Here is a 23,327-nt window from a genome sequence, read left to right on the forward strand (position 1 = left end):
AGGAAGACCTGCCATTTTTTTAGCTTCATCCAGCGGCGAAGCAAACGGCAAGGCATGTCACCGAGACTGAGTCACAAAACGAAATCTAAAGTTCCAATTTTTTAGTAGGACACGTGTTGTCCAGTCCATCCCGACACGTAACTTTGCATGGTTACTTCTAACGCCGTAGAATCAATCACCGGGCCCAAGTTTTCTTGACCCGGTTTTTTTGTGGCCAAGCCACAAATGCCGGCTGCCAGACCAAGCGCCCACCTTTTCAAATCTGAATGGAGCTTGGACCTCATGGAAATCTTTGATTACGATCACGTACTGCTGCTGCCGCGCAAGTGCCGCGTGGAAAGCCGTAGCGAGTGCGACGCCGGCATTGAGTTTGGCAGCAGACGCTTCAAACTCCCGGTGGTCCCGTCCAACATGAAGACGGTAGTGGACGAGGAAGTTTGCACCTGGCTTGCGAAGAACGGTTACTTCTACGTCATGCACCGCTTCGACCTCGACAACCTTGCCTTCGTCCGCGACATGAAAAAGAAAGGCCTCTTCGCCTCTATTTCGTTGGGCGTCAAGGACGCTGACTACGCCACCGTCGATCAGCTCGCGGCTGAAGGCCTTGCCCCAGAGTACATCACCATCGACATCGCCCACGGCCACGCCGACACCGTGCGAGACATGATCGCCCACATCAAAGCCAAGCTGCCGGATTCATTCGTCATCGCCGGCAACGTAGCCACTCCAGAGGCTGTAATCGATCTGGAAAACTGGGGCGCCGACGCCACCAAAGTGGGCGTGGGCCCTGGCAAGGTCTGCATCACGAAACTGAAAACCGGTTTCGGCACGGGTGGCTGGCAGCTTTCAGCGCTCAAATGGTGTGCACGCGTGGCCACCAAGCCCATCATTGCTGACGGTGGCATCCGAAGCCATGGAGACATCGCCAAGAGCATTCGCTTTGGCGCCACCATGGTCATGATCGGTTCACTATTCGCCGGTCATGAAGAATCTCCTGGCCGCACTGTTGAAGTGGACGGCGAGCTCTTCAAGGAGTATTACGGCTCTGCCAGCGACTTCAATAAAGGCGAATACCGCCATGTCGAAGGCAAACGCATTCTGGAGCCGATCAAGGGCAAGCTGGCTGACACATTGATCGAAATGGAACAGGACGTGCAGAGCTCGATAAGCTACGCAGGCGGCAAGAAGCTGCTCGACATCCGCAAGGTGAATTACGTCATCCTGGGGGGTGACAACGCCGGCGAACACCTGCTGATGTAAGTTTTACTGATTCTGATCAGCTTCTTGCGGCGGCCCCTTGAGCTCAACCATGTTGCCTTCGGGGTCGTGCAGGTAGATCGAAGGGCCAAACCCTTGCGCACCGTAGCGCAACTCGGTTTTGCCCGCGACAACGCCATGTAGTTGCAGGTGAGCGCGAATGCCGGATTCGTCAAACGGGTCAACGCGCAGGCAAAAATGATCGAGATTCCGCCCTTCCCGCCCCGGCGCCGCGCCGCCTGCTCGGCCAATCTGACCATCGACCGGCACCAGATCGATCAATGACCGGCCAGCTCGCAGTTGAACCAACCCAAGCGCCTCCTGGCGACGCTCAACGCTACAGCCCAGCACCTGACAATAAAAGTGCAACATGGGCTCCAGCTGAGCCACTCTCAATACCAAGTGATCTATATCTTTGATAGGCAACATGGCTCAAGCATGCGCCTATTTTTGTCAACGTTCAAGGAGCTCCCGCGCCAGTGAATTCAGCCGATGCCCTGGCTGAGCCAGCGCATCCAGAATACTGAAATGATTCAAGCCCGTCAGGGTAGCCGCCACCGGCACACGTTCGCGCCCCCAAGCCTGCTGGATAAGCCGGTTTAGCCGCAAGTACTCGCCGCTCTCTTGCCCACCCACCACGCTGTAAAAAAGCCCTTGCGCGGGGCTCGGCAAACGGGCGGGGCTCGCAGTGTGCACCTGATGAGATGTAAGGCGCAAAACCTCCTGCAGGCTGGGGGTGTGCATCAGCGGCTCCAAATCGTACAGACCCGAAACGCCTAGCGCACTTTTGACCACATCAGGAGGCAAATCGCCATCGAACACGTTCCATGCGCAGGCGAGCATCATCGCCGCCATGTGGCCACCCGCAGAATGTCCAATGACCGTGATGCGCTGCGGATCACCGCCCAGCCGCGAAGCATTTCGCCAGGCCCAAGCCACTGCACGTGCTACCTGAAGCGTAATCTCAGGAATGGTGAGACGCGGGCAAAACCCGTAATTGGGCACCACCACAGCAGCCCCGGCCTCATGCATTGCGGCCGCTACAAAGCTGTGATGCGACTTGTCGAGCGCTTTCCAGTAACCCCCATGAATGAAGACAACCACAGGCGCATTCTTGCGGGGTGCTTCAAACGCATCGAGAGTTTCCCGGGGACCGTTTCCGTAAGGAACGTCCAGCTCAGATGTCAGATGCTTGCGAACGCGTGCAGACTCTGCCGCCCACCTGACAAAATAATCAGCGTGTTCGGGCACCCGCATGCGGTTGTTGTACATGCGTTCAAGCCATTGCGTGTCGGGCATGGCGTCACAGTGGGCATCGTCTAGGCGTAACATGAGTAGCGATATTGTCGCAAACTATCCGATCAGTAAAAAAACTATTGAGCTGAACCGCCCAATAATTAACCCCCTGCCAGTAAGCTGCATAACTGCTTTGATTCAACCTACGGTCAACTAGACTTTCGTTTCTGAAAAAATAAAAGCTCCCTTCCCTCACGCATGACCACATCGACTTTGCTTCAACCGCCCGGCCTGCCGGAATTCTCCGCAAAGCACATCCCAGTACCCGGCGCCCGGCTCTGGGTGGTCGACAGCGGCGGTAATGGCACCCCACTGGTGCTCCTGCACGCCAACACATCGACCGTGAATAGCTGGCATGCGCAGTTTCCGGCCTTCCATGCCGCAGGTTACCGCGTAATCGCCTTTGACCGTCGCGGCTGGGGTCAGAGTTTTGCTGACCCCGAGACCGGTCCCCAGCCAGGAAGCATCGCAGAAGATCTTGATGCCCTGGCCAATGCAATGGGGCTGCAGCGGTTTTGCCTACTGGGTATTGCCGGTGGCGGCTTTGCTGCGCTGGATTACGCCGCATGGCAGCCGTCGCGCCTGCTCAAACTAATCATCGCCGGAAGCAACGGAAAATTCACCGAGCCTGAAATGCAAGCGCTCTCGGCACGAATTGCAGTTCCGGGCCTGACCGGGCGCCTGGAAGTGCGCCCCTACCTCGAAGTGGGGGTAGCCTACCGTTCGGAAAACCCGGAGGGCTTCCAGAGTTTCATCGACATGGAACACACGGCTCGGCAAGAAGGCGCGCCGGAACAACCCCTGCGCACCCCCAACACTTACGCAAAGATAGCGACCATTGCGACTCCGGCGCTCATACTCATGGGCGGCAGCGATCTACTGGCGCCACCAGCCCTCATGAAGACTTGGGCGCGGCATCTGCAAAACGCCCAGTTCGCCGAAATCGGTGATGCCGGCCACTCTATCAACTGGGAACGGCCACAGGCATTCAACCGGATAGTCATGGAGTTTCTTGGCTGACGCACTATCGAGTGCTGGAATCGCCCGGACAACCTTACCTGAACCGACAACGCCTTGAGCATCGATTTCGCCACCCTTGACACCTTGCGCAATTACCACCCCGCGTGGCGCTTATTGCGTTCGGACCATGCCCCTTTGGTGGCCAGCTTTCTGCACCGCGTGTTCGTGGTGCCCAATGTGCGGGTGATGTCAGCTGCGGATTTGGCGGAGTCGCTAGAAGATGAACTGTATGCTTTGCGCCTGCACCTGGGAGAAACTGCGTTTCCAAAGCCAGCGCTGGAGTATCTGAACGATTGGGCCGCGCCCGACAAGGGCTGGCTGCGCAAATACTACCGCCCCGGAACAGACGAAGCCCAGTTCGATTTGACACCCTCTACCGAGAAAGCCATTGCCTGGCTGACACAACTGAATGAGCGGCAATTTGTAGGCACAGAATCTCGATTGCTCACGCTGTTCGACCTGCTCAAGCAGATGAGCGAAGGCAGCGAAGCCGACCCAGCCAAACGCATCGCCGAACTACATAAGAAACGCGACGACATTGACGCCGAGATTGCGCAAGTGCTTTCGGGCAATGTGCCCATGCTTGACGATACAGCGCTGAAGGATCGCTTCCAGCAATTCATGCAGGGAGCACGCGAGTTGCTTGGGGATTTTCGGGAGGTGGAGCACAATTTTCGGCAGCTGGACCGCCGCGTGCGTGAGCGCATTGCTCTGTGGGAGGGCAGCAAGGGCGCGCTGCTGGAAGAAATCATGGGCGAGCGCGATGCAATTGCCGACTCCGATCAGGGCAAGAGCTTTCGCGCCTTCTGGGATTTTCTGCTTTCCAGCCGCCGGCAAGAGGAGCTGACCGAACTTCTGGATCGCGTGCTGACCTTGCCCGCCGTGACCGACCTGAAACCCGACACCCGAACCCGCCGCGTGCACTACGACTGGATGGAAGCTGGCGAGCACACACAGCGCACAGTCGCCGCTTTGTCGCAGCAGTTGCGGCGCTTCCTGGATGACCAAGCCTGGCTGGAAAATCGTCGCATCATGGACATTCTGCACGGCATCGAGAGCAAGTCGCTGGCTCTCCGTGATGCTCCCCTTCCGGCACGGTCATGGAAATGCCCGAGGCCAGCGCCGATATTGAGTTAGCCATGGAACGGCCCCTGTTCACACCAAGCATCAAGCCGGTCATTGCAAACCTGGACATGCTGGCAGGTGACGAAGACATTGACCCGTCGGCGCTCTTCGATCAGGTGGTGGTCGATAAAGCGCGACTCACCCGCCATATCCGTCATGCTCTGCAGGACAAAGCTCAGATCACCTTGAGCGAACTGGTCACCAATCAGCCTTTGCAGCACGGACTGGCGGAGTTGATTGCCTACCTGCAGTTGGGAAGTGATACTTTCAGCACCGTGGTAGATGAGGACACGCCCGAACCAATCCCCTGGCAAGCATCAAGTGCAAATGGACCAATCATTCGCAGCGCAAGCTTGCCCCGTGTCATTTTTATGCGCTGAGTATTCATGCGCTGGTCAACAACAAAATTTAAAGCCAACGGCATAACTCTAGAAACACCATGGGAGAAGAATCCTCTAACGCCTTCACCGCAGCAGACCCCATGGTGGGCGCGGCTCCTGATCTATCAGTGCTTCTGGTCAGTCTGCTCAAAGGCGTGCTCTACCGCGATGACAACGAACGCCAATGGGCGGCATTGCTGAATCTCCAAGCGCGGGTGCGCGACTATGTGGCAGTGCTGAATCTGGACCTGATGCTCGACGAGGCGGAGGGCTATGCCTTCCTGAAGAGCCGCCCCGAACCGGCCGAAGACGACCCCGCTCCCCGTATGCCTCGTTTGGTGGCACGTCGGCCCCTGAGCTTTTCCGTGAGCCTCATGCTCGCCTTGCTGCGCAAGAAGTTGGCCGAGTTCGACGCAGGTGGCGGCGATACCCGGCTGGTGCTCTCCCGCGATGACATCGTGGAACTGGTCCGTGTGTTTCTGCCAGATGGCTCCAATGAGGCCAAGCAAATTGATCAAATCGAAACCACAATCAACAAGGTGGCAGAGCTTGGCTTTCTGCAAAAACTCAAACCCTCAGGAGGCGCTGCAACTGGCCCAGCCACTTTTGAGGTGCGCCGGATCCTGAAGGCTTTTGTCGACGCCCAGTGGTTGGCCGAATTTGATGCACGTCTGGCCGCTTACCACGTACAACTGGCAGGGGTGGGCGATGCAAAGAACGGAACAGGCCATGAGTAACCCCCAATCCTTGGGCCTGGACTTCTGCGCCGACGACACGCTGTCGGGCTTTCGCCTCACTCGCCTGGAGGTGTTCAACTGGGGCACTTTCGACAGCCGGGTGTGGACACTGCAGCTCGACGGGAAAAACGGTCTGCTCACGGGCGACATTGGCTCGGGCAAATCCACCTTGGTGGACGCCATTACCACCTTGCTGGTGCCAGCCAACCGCATCGCTTACAACAAGGCCGCCGGTGCAGACAGCAAAGAACGAACACTCCGCTCCTACGTGCTCGGGCACTACAAGTCCGAACGCAACGAAGTCACGGGCGCGGCCAAGCCCGTAAGCTTGCGCGACCACAATAGTTATTCGGTGATCCTTGGCGTTTTCCATAACGCAGGCTACGACCAGACAGTGACCTTGGCCCAGGTGTTCTGGATGAAAGACGCACAGGGGCAGCCGGCACGGTTCTTCCTCGGAGCCGAGCGTCCGCTGTCGATCGCTTCTGACTTTGCCCATTTCGGATCGGACATTGCCCAGCTTCGCAAGAAACTGCGCGGGCTGGGTGCCGATGTGCACGACAGCTTCCCTCCCTATGCGGCCTGGTTCCGCCGTCGTTTCGGCATAGAAAACGATCAGGCCCTGGAGCTTTTTCACCAGACCGTATCGATGAAGTCCGTGGGCAACCTCACAGATTTCGTGCGCAGCCACATGCTCGAACCCTTCGACGTCGGCCCTCGCCTGCAAGCCTTAATCGGTCACTTCGACGACCTCAACCGCGCCCACCAGGCTGTGCTGAAAACTCAGCAGCAGGTTGAACTACTCACGCCAATGGTTGCGGACTGCGGCAGGCACAAAGCACTGGTGGCCGAAGTTGAAGGTTTGCGCGCCTGAAGCTTGGCCTGATCGAAAAGCGTACAGGCTTGCTGGCAGAAGAATGGGAACGCTTGAATGCTCAGGCGCAAAGACTCCAAGCTGCTCATGAATCCCAGTCCCTTCATGTTGATGAACTGAAGCAGGCCATCCATGACAACGGTGGCGACCGGTTGGAACGCCTTGCTGCAGATATTCGCAAGAAAGAGCAACTGCGAGACACGCGCAAAACCAAGGCAGATCGATATGGCGAGCTGGCACGCGTGCTGGGCGAGCCACAGGCCACAGACGCGCCCACCTTTGCAGCGCAACGCGGCAAGTATCAAAGCTGGCGCGAGGATGCGCGTAACCGCGATGCTGATCTTCAGAATGCACTGACAGAGCACAGTGTCAGCTTGAGACAAGGCAAGCAGGAGCATGACCAGCAAACTGCCGAAATCGACAGCCTGAAGCGCAGGCGCAGCAACATTGATGACCAGCAAATCCAGATTCGCGCTGCCATGTGTGCCGCACTGGGCCTGAATGTGGATGACATGCCTTTCGCTGGTGAATTGATCCAGGTGCGTGAAGATGAGCGCGACTGGGAAGGTGCAGCTGAGCGCCTGTTGCGCGGTTTCGGCTTGGCGCTTCTGGTGCCTGATGCTCACTACAAGGCGGTGGCCGAATGGTTCGATGGCGCCCATCTGCGTGGCCGCCTGGTGTACTTCCATGTGCGGCCACGCAAGGCCGCCGAACTGCCAGACTTGCACCGAGACTCCCTGGTTCGAAAACTGTCCATAAAACCCGACTCCCCCCATTACGATTGGCTGGAGCGCGAGCTTGCTCATCGCTTTGATGTAGCGTGCTGCGCCACGCAAGAACAGTTCCGTCGCGAAACGCGCCCCATCACGCGGGCAGGCCAGATCAAAGACCCCAGCGGTCGACATGAAAAGGACGACCGCCACCGCATTGATGATCGCAGCCGCTATGTGCTCGGCTGGAGCAATAGTGCCAAGATCGCGGCGCTTGAAGCCAAACGCCGCCAGATCGAAACTCAGCTAGGAGACATTGGCAGCCAGATTAGCAAAATTCAGAAAGAACGTGCTGTGCTGAGCAGCCAGCTTGACGCCCTGACTCGACTTGAAGAATTCACGGCTTTCGAGGAATTGGACTGGAGCACAGTTGCCACAGAGATTGCACACCTCATAGATGAGCGCAGCCGGCTGGAAGCAGCCTCCGATGTGCTCAAGCAGTTGAACGACAACCTGCGCGCGCTGCAGAAGGCGCTGAGGGAAACAGGCGAAGAACTACAGCTTGCACGTGACAAGCGCGCCAAAGTGGAACAAAGACGCTCGGATGCGAACGAGCTTTACCGGCAAACGGAAGCAATGCTCGCTGGCGCCGTAGTGGACGAAACGCAATCAGCCAAGCTGGAATCCATGCGCGCCGAGGCACTGGGCGAACATCAACTGACGGTGGAATCATGCGACAACCGCGAACAGGATGTGCGCACCTGGCTGCAGACCAAGATCGATTCAGAAGACGCCAAACTCAAGCGCCTAGCCGAAAAAATCATCAAGGCAATGGCCTCCTTCAAGGAAGCATTCAAACTGGAAACAGCCGAAATAGACGCCAGCCTGGAAGCAGCCTTTGAATACGAAAACCTGCTGACGCAGTTGAACCGCGACGACCTCCCGCGTTTTGTCGCGCGATTCAAAGAGCTGCTGAACGTCAATACGATCAACGAAATCGCCAGCTTCAATGCCCAGCTGGCACGGGAGCGCGAAACCATCAAAGAGCGCATTGCCCACATCAACAAGTCCCTAGGCGAGATTGACTACAACCCTGGGCGCTACATCGTCCTCGAATCACAGCCCAGTCCTGATGCCGAGATCCGCGATTTTCAGCAAGAATTGCGTGCCTGCACTGAGGGCGCCGTCACGGGCTCCGATGACGCCCAGTATTCAGAGGCGAAGTTCCTGCAGGTCAAGGCTATCATCGACCGCTTCCGCGGGCGAGAGGGTTTGTCTGAACAAGATCGCCGCTGGACGAGCAAGGTCACTGATGTGCGCAACTGGTTCCTTTTCGCCGCCAGCGAGCGTTGGCGCGAAGACCATAGCGAACATGAGCACTATTCAGATTCCGGCGGCAAGTCTGGTGGGCAAAAGAGAAGCTGGCCTACACCATCCTGGCCGCCAGTCTGGCCTATCAGTTTGGCCTGGAGTGGGGAGCTGTGCGCTCCCGTTCTTTCCGCTTTGTGGTGATCGACGAGGCCTTCGGAAGGGGTTCAGATGAATCCGCGCAGTACGGCCTGAAGCTGTTCCGGCAACTCAACCTGCAGTTGCTGATCGTCACGCCACTGCAGAAGATTCACATCATCGAACCCTACGTTTCCAGCGTAGGCTTCGTCCACAACGAGGGTGGCCGAGCCTCCAAGCTGCGCAATCTTTCCATTGAAGAATACCGGGCGCAGAAGGCTTCAGCATCCACTGAATCCGCACAGGAACTGCTGCAGTGAGTTGGACCGGCCCGAAAGAATTGAAGGCACAGTTGATTCGCCTGTGGGAGCGAGGCGAACTACTGCGAGACACCGTCACGGGCCACGTGCGTTTTCCGTTAAGGTTGTCACTCAAACTCCCAAGTTCCACAGACATCACAGATCGTTTTCAGGACGTTCGCGCATGGGCGACGGAGTTGGCAGCCGCTGAATCGATTCGTGTCGAATGGCAGGAACTTCGACACCGCGTTCAGGGCACCCAGAAGCTACCGACTTCCGTGTGGATCGAGACCCTTGAGGACGCCCTGACCTGGCTGGGAAAACGCAAGGAATGGGACCGATTCTCGGCACAAGTCGCCAGCACCCGCCAAGCCAACGCTGCATTGCTTCCCTGGCTTGAGAGACGACCGCTGCAGGCGCTTTCGCTTACAGCCGAATGGTCTCGATTGCTAGCCGTGGTGGATTGGCTGGTCGAGCACCCTCGCCCAGGCATTTACTTGCGGCAGGTAGATTTGCCCGGCGTGCACAGCAAGTTCATGGAAACTCACCGCGCCGTGCTGACTGAGCTGCTCGATTTAGCCCTGCCAGCAAGCGCCGTAGACATAGAAAAAGCGGGCATCAGCCAGTTTTCTGCCCGCTATGGATTCCTGGAAAAGCCAACCCGCATTCGATTCAGGGTGCTTGACTCACGCATACGCGTAGTGCCCGGCTCAGCCTACCCGGACGTCACGCTGGATGCCGACAGTTTCAGTCAGCTGCAGCTTCCGGTACAGCGCGTGTTCATTACCGAAAACGAAACCAACTTCCTTGCATTTCCGCAAGCTCGCCATGCCATCGTCATATTTGGCGCGGGTTACGGCTGGGATGCGCTGTCCCGCAGTGACTGGCTAAAGAATTGTTCCATCCATTACTGGGGGGATATTGATACCCACGGCTTCGGTATTCTGGATCAACTGCGAGGCCGCTTTGAACACGTAACATCGTTCCTGATGGACAGGGAAACCCTTGATGCCCACACCGCCGCCTGGGGAACCGAAGACAAACCCTTGATGGCCGACTTGCATCGCCTGACGCCTGAAGAGCGCAGTCTCTACGATGATCTGCGCGACAACCGCAAACGGCCAGGGCTACGGCTGGAGCAGGAGCATATCGGTTTCCGATGGGTGGCTGATCGGCTTCAAAGGCTCGTTGGTGATACTGCCAATCAACCACTCGGTTAGGCTCAATACCCTCCATTTAGGTGTGCCAACGCTATCTTTGTAGGAGCAGCTTCAGCCGCGAAAGGCCTCCCACGACAAAACAGGCTGGCGCAAAATGCCGTGGTTCTCCTCCCATCTCATCTCATCTCCTCTCCCTCCGGGAGATGTCAGGGTGAGGGCAGCGGCGCTTGATCTGCGACTGGCATTGTTTTGTGGCCTGCACGTCCAATAGAAGCGCTCGGCGTTATAAAAAAATGGACAGCGCGGGACAGCGCTCCCTCACCCCCACCCTCTCCCGAAAGGAGAGGGAGTCAAGCACACAGTCAAGACGCCACTGCCGTCAGCCTGGATCCAAATCCAGGCTCAGTTACCATGGCGATCACTCAGCCAGCTCAAGATTCTCAACCTCATGAAACGCCGCGCGCTTTTTGTCGGCATTGCCTTATTGTTCTTGGCCATCCTGGCATGGGTCCTGACACTTAAAACACTCGGCCCTTCCCTGCCCGGCTACGAAATCACGGCGCGGCCGCTGGTACAGACCGTCGTGGCGACCGGACGGGTCACCGCCGTATCGCGCGCGCAGGTAGGCAGCCCTGTCACAGGCGTGGTGGTTGAGCGGCGCGTGCGCGAAGGTGACGTGGTCAAACCCGGTGACGTTCTGGTGGTACTGCGCGCCGACGACCTGGAAGCCACCGTGCGGGAAGCCCAAGCGGCGCTCGCTCAACTTCAGCAATCGACACGGCCACAGGCTCAGGCCGCACTCCGCGAGGCCGAGGCTCAGTCCGCGCAGGCCAGCCGCGAGGTCCAGCGGCGTCGCGCGCTCTTTGATCAGCAGGCCATCTCCCGGGAAGAAATGGAACGGGCCATACAGGCTGAAACCGTTGCGCGAGCCGCCGCTGAGCAAGCGCGACTGAATCTCCAGTCCCTGGTGGCCGGCAATCCGAACGAGACTGCGGCCCGCGCCAGACTGGCAAGCGCACAGGCTCAATTGGCCAAGACCACCATCCGCGCCGAAGTCGGCGGCACCGTGCTCACACGAAACGCCGAACCAGGCGATCTGGTGCAGCCCGGCCGTGTATTGTTTGAGATCGCTGAAGAGGGCGACACCGAAGTGCGCGTGCCGCTGGATGAAAAGAATCTGGAAGTGCTCGCCATCGGGCAGCCAGCCATGTGCGTGACCGATGCCTATCCTGCCCAGCCATTTCAGGCAAAGGTCAGCTTTATCGCACCCGGCGTTGACGCCCAGCGTGGAACCGTCGACATTCGCCTTGCAGTGTCTTCTCCGGCAGACTTCCTGCGCCAGGACATGACGGTCACGGTAAACATTGAAACAGGCCGCCGCGATCAGGCCATGGCTGTGCCCAACGATGCATTCATCAGCACCGAGGGCAACAAGGCACTACTTTGGGTAGTCGCCAACGATCGCGTCACGCGGCGGCAGGTGGAGCTTGGCCTGCGTGGCATGGCCCAGACCGAGGTCACGGCCGGTTTGCAAGTGGGCGACAAAATATTGGCCAACGGGCGTGCTGCCGTGGCCGAAGATGATCGCGTTCGCTTGCGTGTGGTGCCCACCGCTCTGCCTGCTGGTATGGCGGATCCATCCACCCGCAGAGAACTACCAGCCAAGCTGAACTGACCCCCATGTGGATTGAGCGAACCATTGCCATCGGGTTCCTGCGCGAAGGCAAAGCGCAGAGTACGCTGATTCTTGTGGGCATAGCCGTGGGTGTGGCGGTCATCGTCTTCCTCACGACCCTGATTAACGGGCTGCAGGCCAACATCATCGACCGCACACTGGGCACGCAGGCCCACATCAGAGTGCTACCGACCGAAGAACTCAACCGCATTTTGCCGCCGCCATCCGGGTTCACACAGTTGCTGCTTGAAGACAAGCGGGCGCAACGCCTGCGCTCCATCAACAACTGGCAGCAGGTTCGAGATGTGTTGGACACTTTGCCCGACGTTCGTGCAGTGTCACCCATCATTTCGGGGCCTGCGTTTGCACGGCGCGGCGAGGCCATTCAATCTGTGGCACTGGTGGGTATTGATCCACCACGGTATCAGCGCATCATTCCAATCCAGGACGACATCATCGCCGGTGCATTCCGCATCGGTGCCGGCGACGCTGTCATCGGCAAGCAGCTTGCCATCGACCTCGGCTTGCGCGTAGGCGACAAGCTGCGGCTAGACGGCGGCCAGGAGAGGGAAAGCGTCGTGAACGTAGCCGGCATCTTCGAACTGGGGGTCCGCGAGCTAGACGCGCGCTACGTCTACCTGGACATGAAGCAGACGCAGGCTCTACTTAACCTACCCGGCGCCTCCACGGTGATCGACGTCACGGTCAACAACATTTTCGAGGCGCAGACCATTGCCGGTCGTATCGCCCGCCTGACCGGACTCAAGGCCGAAAGCTGGATGGAAACCAACGCCCAGTTGATGAACGCCTTGCGTTCTCAGAGCTTGTCTACACAAATGATCAGCGTATTCGTGGCGCTGAGTGTGGCATTGGGCATCGCTAGCGTGCTGTCGGTGAGCGTAGTTCAACGAACACGAGAGATCGGCATACTGCGCGCCATGGGAACCACGTGGCAACAGATGCTGCTGGTGTTCCTGATTCAAGGCGCACTTTTCGGCCTGGCGGGCTCGGTTCTGGGCGTCCTCGCTGGCTATGGCCTGGTCGCCGCATTCAATACCTTCGGACCCAAACTGTTCTACATCCCGCTGGATCCGTGGCTGGCCTTATACGCTGCGGTGCTGGCAACGCTGACTGGCGTGATCGCTGCCGCCATACCCGCACGACGTGCCGCCTCACTGGATCCGGTGGAGGCCATTCGACATGTCTGAGCACGATGCCACCCAGGAGGTCGTACGCTTGCAGGGGCTTCGCAAAAGCTACAACGTTGGCACGCCCACCGAAGTAGAAGTGTTGCACGGGCTGGATCTGCGCCTTCAGCGCAGAGATTTCGCGGCTCTGGTGGGTGCATCAGGGTCTGGCAAGAGCACGCTGCTGAACCTGATCGGCCTGCTCGACCGACCCACTGCAGGCGAGTTATTCCTGCTTGGGCAACCGACGCGGGACATGGAAGACGCCGGACGAACCGCACTGCGAGGCAGTGCCATTGGCTTCGTCTTTCAGTTTCACCACTTGATCCAAGCCTTTACCGCCCTAGAAAACGTACTCATGCCGCTCATGGTGGCCCACGGAAAACCGACCGAAGAACATCTTGAGCGGGCACACAGCCTGCTGGGGCAAGTAGGATTGAAAGGGCTCGAAAAACGCAAGCCCGATCAGCTTTCTGGTGGCCAGCAGCAGCGCGTGGCTGTCGCCCGGGCGCTGGTGACCCGCCCTGCTCTTCTCCTGGCCGACGAACCTACCGGCAACCTGGACAGCAAGTCTGCCGCCGAAGTGTTCGAGCTTTTCCGAAAATTCAACCGAGAATTCGGCTGCGCAGTTCTACTGGTCACCCATGACCCGCGAATGTCTGAGCAGTGCGACCGAACCATCACGCTGGTAGATGGCCACATCGAGAGCGACACGGCTCTCGACTCAAACCCCGCCTCAGGGCGGTGATGATCAGGGCCAGTGACAGAAGTCGGCATCGGGTTACCCTTGATACGTCGATGAAGATGTCTCGATAACATCAGCACAGTTTCGTCATCGCCGGGTTATCCCGGCCCGTTTCCAGCCGCCACGGAGAAACCCGCATGTGGACATCAGCACTGGTACTGGCGATCGTTTTTGCTGCAACCCTGTATTTTGAGAGACAGGCCATGCACGCGCTGTCGCTACCGTTCGCAGGCATAACCGCAGTGCTGCTCACTTTGGCGGTCACGCTTGCTCTTGGCAGTGCTCAAGGCGTTTGGCAGGCGATAAAACGCAAATCCTCACCGGAAACACCGCCGTCGCAGTGGAAAGATGGCCAGTTGATTCTGGCGGGAGGGCGGCTGAAAGGAAACGTATTGAAGCGAGCACCCTGGACGGGCCGGGAAGTACTTTTTTACTGGTACAGCGCATCCGCCCGGCATACTGCCAGACAGGCGGGCGCCAACGCGCCGGGCTTTCGCGGCATGGATCTGGCGCTCATGGAACTGGTAACCGAAGCGCGGAGCATTAAGCTGGAGGGGGTTCCCAACCCGCGCCATCTCATACCCGAGGTGTCCTTTCAGGACGAAGAAAAAAACCAGGAGGCGGCACGCCACTTGGCCAGCACATCGTGGACCACGGCCCCTGAAATTGTGAACTTCTCAATGGCAGACGCGGAGATGAATTTTTCTGCGGTGCCACTGCACCTGATCAACCGGTCGGGTCGTCAACATCTTGATGCCGTCGAGGGACAGGCCTACTCGGCGGAGCACTACCTCAAGATGCTCCGCATGGGTCGCTGGTTCTACCGGGAACGGGTGCTGTTGCCTGGAGAAGAAGTGACGGTCACCGGCACCTTTCATGACCATCCCCCTCGGATTGACATAGGCACTAGTACCAGCATCCAGGGCGCTCAGCACGAAATCCGACGCGGCCTACCGGCAGCAACAGCCTCCGGAAACCTGATGTCGACAATCGTCTTTGCCGCGGTGCTTGCAGCCCTTGCCGTGGGCGCACACTATTTTGTCTATGGACAGGCCGGCGCCCACTACCTCAACTTGCTTGGTCAGCCGTCCAATTGATTCAACGTATTGACGTGACCATGAGGGACGTGCCTACTCCCCTTGGAGCGTCTTCAGAGCTTCCCACGCCGCTATCGGCGCTCGGCGTTCATGTAGAAACCAGCGGGTTTCCTTGTAGGAGCGGCTTCAGCCGCGATGGGTTTCCTTCGGAGCACATGACGCCATTGATGACGGTAACCCTTCGCGGCTGAAGCCGCTCCTAAAACACGGGTGCAAACATCATGAGAACGGATCAATTGACACTCTGCGGTACACCCAGAGCGAAACCCGCAGCTTACATCACGGCTTGCTGAAAGTCTTCACCAGCGTGGCGTCAAACTTCACGCTTCCAGTCGGACCAACACCACCGGTCAGTGACCACTGGCCAGCCAATCGTTGCGGAGTGTTTTGGGACAGGTTCATGGTTTCTGGCCGCGCAGTGTCCGAGTGTTGCACCCGCTGCCCGTTCGCCACAAACCAGTAACCCATCCGCGAGCCGGCATCAAACTCCACCGTAGTGCCAGCCATCAACTCCCCCGCCACGCAGCCCAGGCGATCACAGCCTTTAATGGCTGCCGTCATATCGGCTTCAGACAGCACCAGCAAGCGTACCGTTTTATTCTCAAAATTAGGGCCAACCACCAGATAAGCGTGCTTCGGCTTGACTTCAATCGGCCCTGACCGAGCCTGATGCACCAGCGTGCCTGATGCCTCACCGGCCTGAGCAGTTGATATCAGCATCCCAGTCAAAAAAGCCGTCAGGAGGCTTGCAGCCACCGAACCACGGAAAACCAGAGTCGACATAATTTGGCCCTCCTACGACATGAAAATCATTGGAGCACACATCGAGACTCTCTCGTAGCACCGAAACGGGCTAGGCTGAATGGCAGAGTGCCTCGAGCAAGTGCGCGCACTGCCGTAGGTTGGCGCTGAGCGCAGCGATGCCCAACATGGGGCGTGAAACAGGTGGCGCTGTCTGTTGGGCTTCGCTGCGCTCAGCGCCAACCTACGAGTGTTAAACCGGTTTTCTCTAACGTGTTCCGCCGCACTCGCTGACGCTCAACTTGGCTACAGGAAGCGACGTCCACGCCATCTCCATTCGCTCAGCGCACAAACGTTCCCAGCCCCTGGCTGTCATAGAGTTCGAGTGTTACGCGGTTATCAGCAAACGTCACCTTGGAGATCGTTCCAGGGGGCGCATTTTCGGTCTCCAGAGTGAACGTGAAGACCGCTCCATCCCAGTGCTGCAAGGGCAGCCGCAGCGGTGAAGCGCCCAGGGTCAATTGCAAAGAGTTGCCAACCACATCCACCTGCACCGGACCATAGAAATCATTGTTGTATTGTCCGGCGTAAGCAGACAGCGGCCCCGAGGGAACAGGCGATGCAGGCGGTGATACTCCCACCAGTGATCCCAGCGGCGCGTTCAATCCCACGAAGTACGACCCAATCAGTGAGACGTAGTCCCGCTGAATGGCACCGTGCTCCAGCAGGTCCATAAACTGCGCACAAAGAATCTCGGGCAATCCCACCGGGTAGCCATTGGTCAACACAACAATGCCCAAGCCAGCGGAAGGTAACACGTTGAATGCAGTGCCGGTGCCAAGTTCAAATGCACCCGAATGGCTATAGAGCCTGCGCCCACCCGAAGTCAAGCCCACATTGAATCCAAACCCATAATGACTGTTCGGCCGGTCTGGAGAGGTTTGCATCTGCGGCGAAAGAGCCTCCCCCAGTGCTGCAGCATCCACAATGCGCCGCCCCTTGAAAGCACCTTGGCCCAGCACCAGCGAAAGCCATTTGGCCAGATCGTTCACGGAAGACGTCACGCTGGCCGCAGGTGCCTGAGCATCAGGCATGCGTTGAAGCGCATTGACCTGCCACTGCCCGTTCTTCTTCCAATGGCCGACCACCCGGTTTTCACGCTTCGTGAAATCTTCATAGCGCGAACTGGTGCGGCTCATACCGAGAGGCTCGTAAAGAACCCTCTCGTTCAGCGTGGCCCAATCCGTTTGCGCCTTGGCCGCCACGCCAACTCCTGCCGCCGTCAGCCCAAAATTAGTGTAGGCATACTTGGTGCGGAAGCCGTCAAGCGGCATATAGCGCAACCGCTCCAACACCTCGCGCTGGTTGTAGCCCATGTCTTCCAAGTGATCGCCGCTATGCTCCGGCAACCCGGATCGGTGAGAGTACAAATCGCCCACGGTCAGAAGCCGGCTAGCCTGAGGGTCTGACAAAGCAAACCACGGCAGCAACTCGCTCATCGGCTGATCCCAACGAACCTGCTTGCGCCCCACCTCGTGCGCGACCACCGTGGCACCGAGCGATTTCGACATGGATGCCAGCTGGAACACCGTATCAGCATCAACAGGATCTGGTCTGCGTAAATCCCGCTTACCGAATCCTTTGGAGTAGATTTTTTCTTCGCCGCGCACCACCGCCACAGCGACGCCAGGAACACCCAAACTCGCCATCAGCTCAGTGGTGAGCCTGTCGATTTGTGACAAGGCAAGATCAATGTTTTGAGCAGGAACGGGGGTTTCGGAGTTTGCGTCCCCTCCCCCGCAGCCGGCCACCAGCGCACCCAGCGCCCCGCCGAGGAAACGACGACGATCATGCATGAAAGCATTCATGGTTCTTGTTCTCTGTAATGTCAAGGTGATCTGTCTGCAGTTCCAGCGTCAATGCAAGACACTGAGGCAGTCGCGAAGGCAGATCAAAACAAATAACTCACGGAATAATCCGTGGGACCGAATCAGGGGCCACCACCTCAATGAAGCTCCTGAGAATGGGGCCGCTGGCGTTGCGGAACTCACCCTTGTCATCAAAAGCTTCTGGCTGGTATGTGGTGGAGACTGAAATCGTGAGTTTCTTGGAGGGCAAGTATCCGCTACTCACACCTGATCCTGCGAAGTTCTTTGTCTGAGAAATCCACTCTCCTGTGAGCATGACCCCCAGCCCGTACGACATATCCTTCGTCAGATGTTGGCACCCGTCGCAAGTGCTCGGATCGCCAAAACCTATCAGCTTGGGGAGCACTTGCTCCTCATACATTTCGCGCGAAACCTGAGCCCCTGAACCCACGATCTCCATTGACTTGGTCAGGTCATAGATGGTGGTGGTTTGCACAGCACCATTAGCAATCGTCCACGATGGATTCCAGAAGGTGGCGTCTTCGTAGAAGGGAGTACCTGCCGGTATCTGCAGGTAATCTCTGCGCTCCGAAGAGAAACTGTGCAGTACCGGCTCTGGTATGGCGGGTGTATTTCCGTTGCTGCTGGTGTCCGTCAAGCCCATCGGTTTGATGATGTATTTTTCCATCACCTCATCAAGCGGCTTTCCAGTGATCTTCTCTAGCAGCTTGCCCAGAATTGCATAGTTGGTGTGGGAGTAGTGCCAATTCGTGCCGGGCGCGAACTTTGCAGGTGCAGCAACCCCTATGGCAACCAATTCGTCGGTTGTGAACGCTCGAAAGGGATCCGCGTACACGGCAGCAATCAATTCCGGCTGATAAACATAGTCAGCGTAGCCGGACGTCATATTCAGCAGGTTCTTTACGCTGACCTGATCGGCGCGCGGCAATTCAGGCCACCATGTCGCCACTTTGTGATCAAGGGTCAATTCCCCTTCGTCGACCAGTTTGGCGAATATTTGCCCAATGTAGGTAAACGCGAACGCCCCATTGCGAATGTGCATTTGCGGCGTGACGGGTACTCCGGTGATGGACTCCCCCATAGCCGAGGTATAGACGTCCTGACCATCCTTGGTGATGCGGATGATCAGCGAGCGCAGCTTGTGCTCCTTGATCACTTGCTGAGCAACTGTTTCGATCTTGGCGCGCGTGGCCGGGTCTGCATTTCCGGTAGCCCCCCCAGCGCCCTGCTCGTCTGAACTCCCGCCGCAAGAGGCCAGAAAAACGCTTGTTGCGAGCACTTTTGCCAGCAGGCCAAACCGCCACGTCCGCTTGATCAGAATCGCGTCCATTTTTACTCTCAGTTGAGTGAATGGACAGATTCTATGCTGCCAAATCGAACTCAAACAGTTAATGAAGGTAGGCATTTCTGTAGTGCAGGAATATTCGACCGGCCGCATTATCCGCTCATCAAATATTACCCCCGAACCTGCCCCCAGACTTTCTCCAACCGCTTCACGCTCACGGGCTGAGGCGTACGAAGCTCCTGAGCAAAGAAGCTGACACGCAATTCTTCCAGGAGCCAGCGAAGCTCCTGCAGGCGCGCATCTTGCACACCTTTGCGCTCTGCCACGAGGCGCCAGAACTTCTGATCCTGCGCCCTCGCCTCGGCCATGCGCTGAGCGTCTCGAACCGGGTCCGCGCGGAGCTTGTCCATCCGAAGCTGTATCGCCTTCAGGTAGCGCGGCAGATGCTGCAAGGCCGCCCACGGCGTCTCCTGGAGAAAGCGCTTGCCAATGAGCCGCTGCAATTGCTGCTGGGCATCGGCCACGGCTTCAGGGGCATTCCTGGTGTCTTTCAACTTCCGGGTTGCCGCTGCGTATTCGGTCAAGACGACCCCCGCCAAACGCGCCACTTCGTTGGCAATCAAGGTCAACCGGCCCCTGCCCTCATCCACGCGCCGCGCAAAGCTCTCGGCATCCTGCGGTAACGGCTCTTGCAGGAAGGCTCGGTCCAGCGCCACGTCAATGATCTGCTGACGCAATTCCTCTGAGGTGCCCAGACTCATATAGGCCACCCCCATTTTCTGGAGATCTGGGATGTTTTTTTCGAGATACTTCAGCGCTTCCTTTATCTGCAGCGCCAGCAAGCGGCGCAACCCGACCCTATGCTTGGCCGCTGCCACCTCTGGCTCGTCAAACACTTCTATGGTGACGGAATCACCGCCATCGACTAAAGCGGGAAATCCAATCAGGGTTTGTCCTTTCCGGCGAATCTCCATCAACTCAGGCAGCTCGCCGAAAGTCCACGCTGTATAACGCTGGCCGGATGTTCTCTCATCAACTTCGTTCTTAGGGGGCACCGCGCGCGCTTTGCCCGACTCTGCGGATTTGCCTGCGCTCCCTGGCGTCATCGAGGGTGAGACTGGAGTTGCCGCTGGTGTGGCGGTTTTGGTCTTCAACGCAGCCAACGCCTGAAACGCCCCACGAGCCTTTGAGCCCAGCTCCGACTTCAGGGCAGCCAGATTGCGGCCAGCCCCGAGCTGCCGCCCGTGCTCGTCGACCACCACAAAGTTCATGAACATGTGCGGCGGCAGCATGTCGACCTTGAAGTCGGTCCGCGCCACCTGAAGGCTGGTAATGTCCCTTACCTGCTTGAGTAGTGCGTCTATCAAGTCACCGTGCCCGAACGCATCAGGCGCCCCCAGTGATTCGTTGAGGCGCGCTGCACTCTCTGGCAAAGGCACAAAGCGACTGCGCGGCCTCTGAGGCAGACTTTTCAGGAGCGCCTGAATTTTGTCCTTCAGCATGCCCGGCACCAGCCATTGAGCACGTTCCTCGCTCACCTGGTTCAGCACGAAAAGCGGCACCGTGACCGTAATGCCGTCTTTCGCATCGCCCGGCGCATGCAAATAGTTGGCCGCGCAGTCCACACCTCCCATTCGCACAACCTTTGGGAAGGCGCTGGTCGTAATGCCGGCGGCATCGTGCCGCATCAATTCTTCGCGCGTCAAGCGAAGCAGCTCCGGACGCGCCTTGCTGGCATCGCGCCACCAAGCCTCGAAATCTCGTCCGTTGCAGATCCCCTGTGGAACCTGCTGATCATAGAACGCGTAGATCAGTTCATCGTCAACCAGAACATCCTGGCGGCGGCTCTTGTGTTCCAGCTCTTCGACCTTGGCAATGGTTTTCTCATTGGCGGACAAAAATGGAAGCCGGCGCGCCCAATCTTCAGGCCATTCACCACCCACCAAAGCCTCGCGAATAAAAATCTCCCGGGCCGAATGCGGGTCTACCTTTCCAAAGCTCACGCGCTTGCCAACATACACCGGCAAACCATAGAGCGTGGCTCTTTCCAACGCGATCACATCTTGCGCCTTCTTCTCCCAGTGAGGAGACAGCAACTGCTTTTTCAGAAGATGCCCACCAACTTCCTCCAGCCATTGCGGCTCAATGTTGGCAATGCCTCGCCCAAAAAGGCGCGTGGTTTCCACCAATTCGGCACACACTATCCAGCGACCGGGCTTCTTGCTTAAATGCGCGCCGGGGTGCCGGAAAAACTTGATGCTGCGCGCCCCCAGGTACTCTGCCGAATTGCCGCCGCCCTCATCCTCCAGCTTGCAACCCACGTTACCCAACAGCCCGGATAGCAAGGACTTATGCAGTGCCTCATAGCCCGCTGCTTGCGTGTTCACCTTCCACTTATGCTCCGCCACCACCGTGTGAAGCTGGGTGTGAATGTCTCGCCATTCGCGCACGCGGCGCACGCTGATGAAATTCTGGCGCAGCAGGTTTTCGTATTGGCGATTGCTTAGTTTGTGCGAAGCTGCCCCACCATCACGGCCCATCACGTTGACCTGAGGTGAACGACCGCCCTGCCTGACCGAAGCAGTCGCCTCGGGTGACGAAGCGTTGGGTTCGTTCAAGGCCTGTCTTGCAGCCTCCATCGCCAATGCCGCGCGCTGCGCAATTGGCAGCGCCGCCACGTTGGCCGGCTTGCGGGGTGCCTTGGCTTCTTGAGCGACCATCTCCCGGCGTGTAGTGGCCGCGTGCCCACCCCGAGCGTCCTGCAACCACTTCCAGAGCCTCAGGTAACCGCTGAACTCGCTTTTCTCATCATCAAACTTCGCATGTGCCTGATCGGCTTGAGCTTGCGCTTCCATGGGCCGATCGCGCACATCCTGCACACTCAGAGCAGAGGCGATGATCAACACCTCATTCAAAGCGCCGCGCTCGCGCCCCTCAATGATGATGCGGCCCACACGCGGATCAAGCGGCAGCCGGGCCAACTCGCTACCCAGGGGAGTCAACTCGCCCGAATCATCCACTGCCCCCAGCTCACTCAGCAGCTGATAGCCATCTGCAATGGCGCGGCCTGAGGGCGCCTCAAGAAATGGGAAATCCTCAACCCGTCCACCCTCACCCAGCAGGTGCAGACTCTTCATGCGCAAGATCACACCAGCCAGAGAACTACGCAGAATCTCCGGATCAGTAAAGCGCGGGCGGCCAGCAAAATCCTTTTCGTCGTACAGGCGAATGCAAATGCCCTCTGCCACGCGGCCGCATCGGCCTGCGCGCTGGTTGGCCGCCGCCTGGCTCACGGGCTCCACCAGCAACTGCTCCACTTTGCTACGGTAGCTGTAGCGCTTAACCCGCGCCGTGCCGGCATCCACCACGTACCGAATGCCCGGCACCGTGAGGGATGTTTCCGCCACGTTGGTGGCCAGCACAATACGCGGCGCACCATGCGTGTCAAATACGCGGTCTTGCTCGGCCTGCGACAGACGAGCAAACAAGGGCAACACCTCCGCGCCACGGGTACCGGCATGGTGTGAAAGATGCTTGCGCAGGTGGTCTGCGGCCTCACGAATCTCGCGCTCACCGGGCAGGAAAACCAGAATATCGCCCACTAGCCGGCCAGTCCAAAGCTCGTCGACTGCATCTGCAATGGCATTGTTCAGGTCGTATTCGCGGCTTTCTTCGTAAGGCCGGTAGCGCTGTTCGACAGGGTAGGTCCTGCCCGACACCATGAGCACCGGCGCCGGGCCGCGCGCACTTTCAAAGTGCTTGGCGAACCTGTCCGCATCAATCGTGGCAGACGTCACAACCAGCTTCAAGTCCGGGCGCCTGGGCAAAATCTGCTTCAAGTAGCCCAGCAGAAAATCGATGTTCAGGCTGCGCTCATGGGCTTCATCAATGATCAGTGTGTCGTATGCCTTCAGCAGTGGGTCTGTCTGCGTTTCCGCCAGCAGAATACCGTCTGTCATCAGCTTGACCGAGGCATTTTGCGACAAGCGATCCTGAAAGCGCACCTTGTAGCCGACCACCTCACCCAGCGGGGTGTTCAACTCTTCTGCAATGCGTTTGGCGACGCTGCTGGCGGCGATCCTGCGCGGCTGCGTGTGCCCGATCAGCCTACCTCGCTCGCCCGGCCTCGCGTTCATGCGGCCACGCCCCATCGCCAGTGCCATCTTGGGCAATTGCGTGGTCTTGCCCGATCCCGTTTCACCGCAAACAATGACGACTTGATGCTGCGCCAGCGTCGCTTCTATCTCGGCACGCCGCTCGGAAACAGGCAGATTGGGGGGAAATTCGATCTTCAAGGGCGTGCGGGGATCATTCATGGGGCTTAGGATTATCCTGCCAGCGCGCGCATGACCTCAAAAGCACTCGGCTATTGGTCCGTTCGCATGAGGTCTGAATTCTTCTGCC

Annotated in this window: 14 protein-coding genes and 2 pseudogenes; 10 read left to right on the forward strand and 6 right to left on the reverse strand. The window is 58.3% G+C overall.

Annotated elements, in window-relative coordinates; all coding sequences use genetic code 11:
- Positions 1–282 precede the first annotated feature (282 nt).
- Positions 283–1,260, forward strand: coding sequence for a GMP reductase (locus tag AAAK34_RS13825; protein WP_231695888.1), 978 nt, complete (start codon positions 283–285; stop codon positions 1,258–1,260).
- 3 nt (positions 1,261–1,263) lie between these two features.
- Here AAAK34_RS13825 and AAAK34_RS13830 read toward each other — a convergent pair whose 3' ends face one another.
- Together AAAK34_RS13830 and AAAK34_RS13835 are read right to left on the reverse strand one after the other, a co-directional pair.
- Positions 1,264–1,686 carry a VOC family protein gene (locus AAAK34_RS13830; RefSeq protein WP_231695887.1) on the reverse strand — a complete coding sequence of 141 codons (423 nt, stop codon included), beginning with the start codon at positions 1,684–1,686 and terminating at the stop codon, positions 1,264–1,266.
- Between the two features lie 24 nt (positions 1,687–1,710).
- Entirely contained in the window at positions 1,711–2,589 is an 879-nt protein-coding gene (locus AAAK34_RS13835) for an alpha/beta hydrolase (RefSeq protein ID WP_431777392.1), read from the reverse strand.
- Between the two features lie 162 nt (positions 2,590–2,751).
- Between AAAK34_RS13835 and AAAK34_RS13840 the strand changes: the two genes are divergently transcribed.
- The 9 genes and pseudogenes from AAAK34_RS13840 to AAAK34_RS13880 all read left to right on the forward strand — a co-directional run bounded on the left by AAAK34_RS13840 (position 2,752) and on the right by AAAK34_RS13880 (position 15,008).
- Complete coding sequence (locus tag AAAK34_RS13840; protein ID WP_431777393.1) at positions 2,752–3,573, forward strand: alpha/beta fold hydrolase; 822 nt, start codon at positions 2,752–2,754, stop codon at positions 3,571–3,573.
- Between the two features lie 54 nt (positions 3,574–3,627).
- Positions 3,628–5,078, forward strand: a pseudogene (locus AAAK34_RS13845) (DUF3375 domain-containing protein).
- A 59-nt stretch (positions 5,079–5,137) separates the two neighbouring features.
- A complete protein-coding gene (locus tag AAAK34_RS13850) occupies positions 5,138–5,815 on the forward strand; it encodes a DUF4194 domain-containing protein (protein ID WP_231695883.1) in 678 nt (225 codons plus the stop codon).
- Positions 5,808–9,165 (forward strand): annotated as a pseudogene (locus tag AAAK34_RS13855) (ATP-binding protein). Before AAAK34_RS13850 ends, AAAK34_RS13855 begins: the two are co-directional and overlap by 8 nt.
- On the forward strand, positions 9,162–10,364 hold the full coding sequence (locus tag AAAK34_RS13860; protein WP_231695882.1) for a DUF3322 domain-containing protein: 1,203 nt from the start codon (positions 9,162–9,164) through the stop codon (positions 10,362–10,364). The pseudogene AAAK34_RS13855 and the gene AAAK34_RS13860 overlap by 4 nt, the downstream one beginning before the upstream one ends.
- A 388-nt stretch (positions 10,365–10,752) precedes the next feature.
- Positions 10,753–11,979 (forward strand): efflux RND transporter periplasmic adaptor subunit, encoded by a 1,227-nt coding sequence (locus AAAK34_RS13865; RefSeq protein ID WP_231695881.1) that lies wholly within the window; start codon positions 10,753–10,755, stop codon positions 11,977–11,979.
- Positions 11,980–11,984: 5 nt separating this feature from the next.
- A complete protein-coding gene (locus AAAK34_RS13870) occupies positions 11,985–13,187 on the forward strand; it encodes an FtsX-like permease family protein (RefSeq protein WP_231695880.1) in 1,203 nt (400 codons plus the stop codon).
- Positions 13,180–13,914, forward strand: coding sequence for an ABC transporter ATP-binding protein (locus AAAK34_RS13875; protein WP_231695879.1), 735 nt, complete (start codon positions 13,180–13,182; stop codon positions 13,912–13,914). The genes AAAK34_RS13870 and AAAK34_RS13875 overlap by 8 nt, the downstream gene beginning before the upstream one ends.
- A 134-nt stretch (positions 13,915–14,048) precedes the next feature.
- A complete protein-coding gene (locus tag AAAK34_RS13880) occupies positions 14,049–15,008 on the forward strand; it encodes a hypothetical protein (protein WP_231695878.1) in 960 nt (319 codons plus the stop codon).
- 279 nt (positions 15,009–15,287) lie between these two features.
- Here the strand turns inward: AAAK34_RS13880 and AAAK34_RS13885 are convergent, their stop codons facing one another.
- The 4 genes from AAAK34_RS13885 to hrpA all read right to left on the reverse strand — a co-directional run bounded on the left by AAAK34_RS13885 (position 15,288) and on the right by hrpA (position 23,239).
- Positions 15,288–15,791, reverse strand: a complete 504-nt coding sequence (locus tag AAAK34_RS13885; protein WP_231695877.1) for a hypothetical protein — start codon at positions 15,789–15,791, stop codon at positions 15,288–15,290.
- 299 nt (positions 15,792–16,090) lie between these two features.
- Complete coding sequence (locus tag AAAK34_RS13890; protein WP_431777394.1) at positions 16,091–17,605, reverse strand: serine hydrolase; 1,515 nt, start codon at positions 17,603–17,605, stop codon at positions 16,091–16,093.
- A gap of 109 nt (positions 17,606–17,714) precedes the next feature.
- Positions 17,715–18,968: a serine hydrolase domain-containing protein gene (locus AAAK34_RS13895; RefSeq protein ID WP_231695875.1), complete on the reverse strand. Its 1,254-nt coding sequence runs from the start codon at positions 18,966–18,968 to the stop codon at positions 17,715–17,717.
- 125 nt (positions 18,969–19,093) lie between these two features.
- The gene (gene hrpA / locus AAAK34_RS13900; protein ID WP_231695874.1) at positions 19,094–23,239 is read right to left on the reverse strand and encodes an ATP-dependent RNA helicase HrpA; all 4,146 of its coding nucleotides are present in this window, start codon (positions 23,237–23,239) and stop codon (positions 19,094–19,096) included.
- Between the last annotated feature and the right edge of the window lie 88 nt (positions 23,240–23,327).

It is taken from the genome of Ottowia caeni, assembly GCF_050821495.1.
Lineage (GTDB): Bacteria > Pseudomonadota > Gammaproteobacteria > Burkholderiales > Burkholderiaceae_C > Ottowia > Ottowia caeni.

Excerpts from the sequence above, each read along its gene's own strand:
- AAAK34_RS13850 (WP_231695883.1), top strand. The coding sequence starts at position 5,138 with ATGGGAGAAGAATCCTCTAACGCCTTCACCGCAGCAGACCCCATGGTG.
- AAAK34_RS13870 (WP_231695880.1), top strand. The coding sequence starts at position 11,985 with ATGTGGATTGAGCGAACCATTGCCATCGGGTTCCTGCGCGAAGGCAAA.
- AAAK34_RS13875 (WP_231695879.1), top strand. The coding sequence starts at position 13,180 with ATGTCTGAGCACGATGCCACCCAGGAGGTCGTACGCTTGCAGGGGCTT.
- AAAK34_RS13830 (WP_231695887.1), bottom strand. The coding sequence starts at position 1,686 with ATGTTGCCTATCAAAGATATAGATCACTTGGTATTGAGAGTGGCTCAG.
- AAAK34_RS13865 (WP_231695881.1), top strand. The coding sequence starts at position 10,753 with ATGAAACGCCGCGCGCTTTTTGTCGGCATTGCCTTATTGTTCTTGGCC.
- hrpA (WP_231695874.1), bottom strand. The coding sequence starts at position 23,239 with ATGAATGATCCCCGCACGCCCTTGAAGATCGAATTTCCCCCCAATCTG.
- AAAK34_RS13825 (WP_231695888.1), top strand. The coding sequence starts at position 283 with ATGGAAATCTTTGATTACGATCACGTACTGCTGCTGCCGCGCAAGTGC.
- AAAK34_RS13895 (WP_231695875.1), bottom strand. The coding sequence starts at position 18,968 with ATGGACGCGATTCTGATCAAGCGGACGTGGCGGTTTGGCCTGCTGGCA.
- AAAK34_RS13880 (WP_231695878.1), top strand. The coding sequence starts at position 14,049 with ATGTGGACATCAGCACTGGTACTGGCGATCGTTTTTGCTGCAACCCTG.
- AAAK34_RS13840 (WP_431777393.1), top strand. The coding sequence starts at position 2,752 with ATGACCACATCGACTTTGCTTCAACCGCCCGGCCTGCCGGAATTCTCC.
- AAAK34_RS13835 (WP_431777392.1), bottom strand. The coding sequence starts at position 2,589 with ATGTTACGCCTAGACGATGCCCACTGTGACGCCATGCCCGACACGCAA.
- AAAK34_RS13885 (WP_231695877.1), bottom strand. The coding sequence starts at position 15,791 with ATGTCGACTCTGGTTTTCCGTGGTTCGGTGGCTGCAAGCCTCCTGACG.
- AAAK34_RS13890 (WP_431777394.1), bottom strand. The coding sequence starts at position 17,605 with ATGCATGATCGTCGTCGTTTCCTCGGCGGGGCGCTGGGTGCGCTGGTG.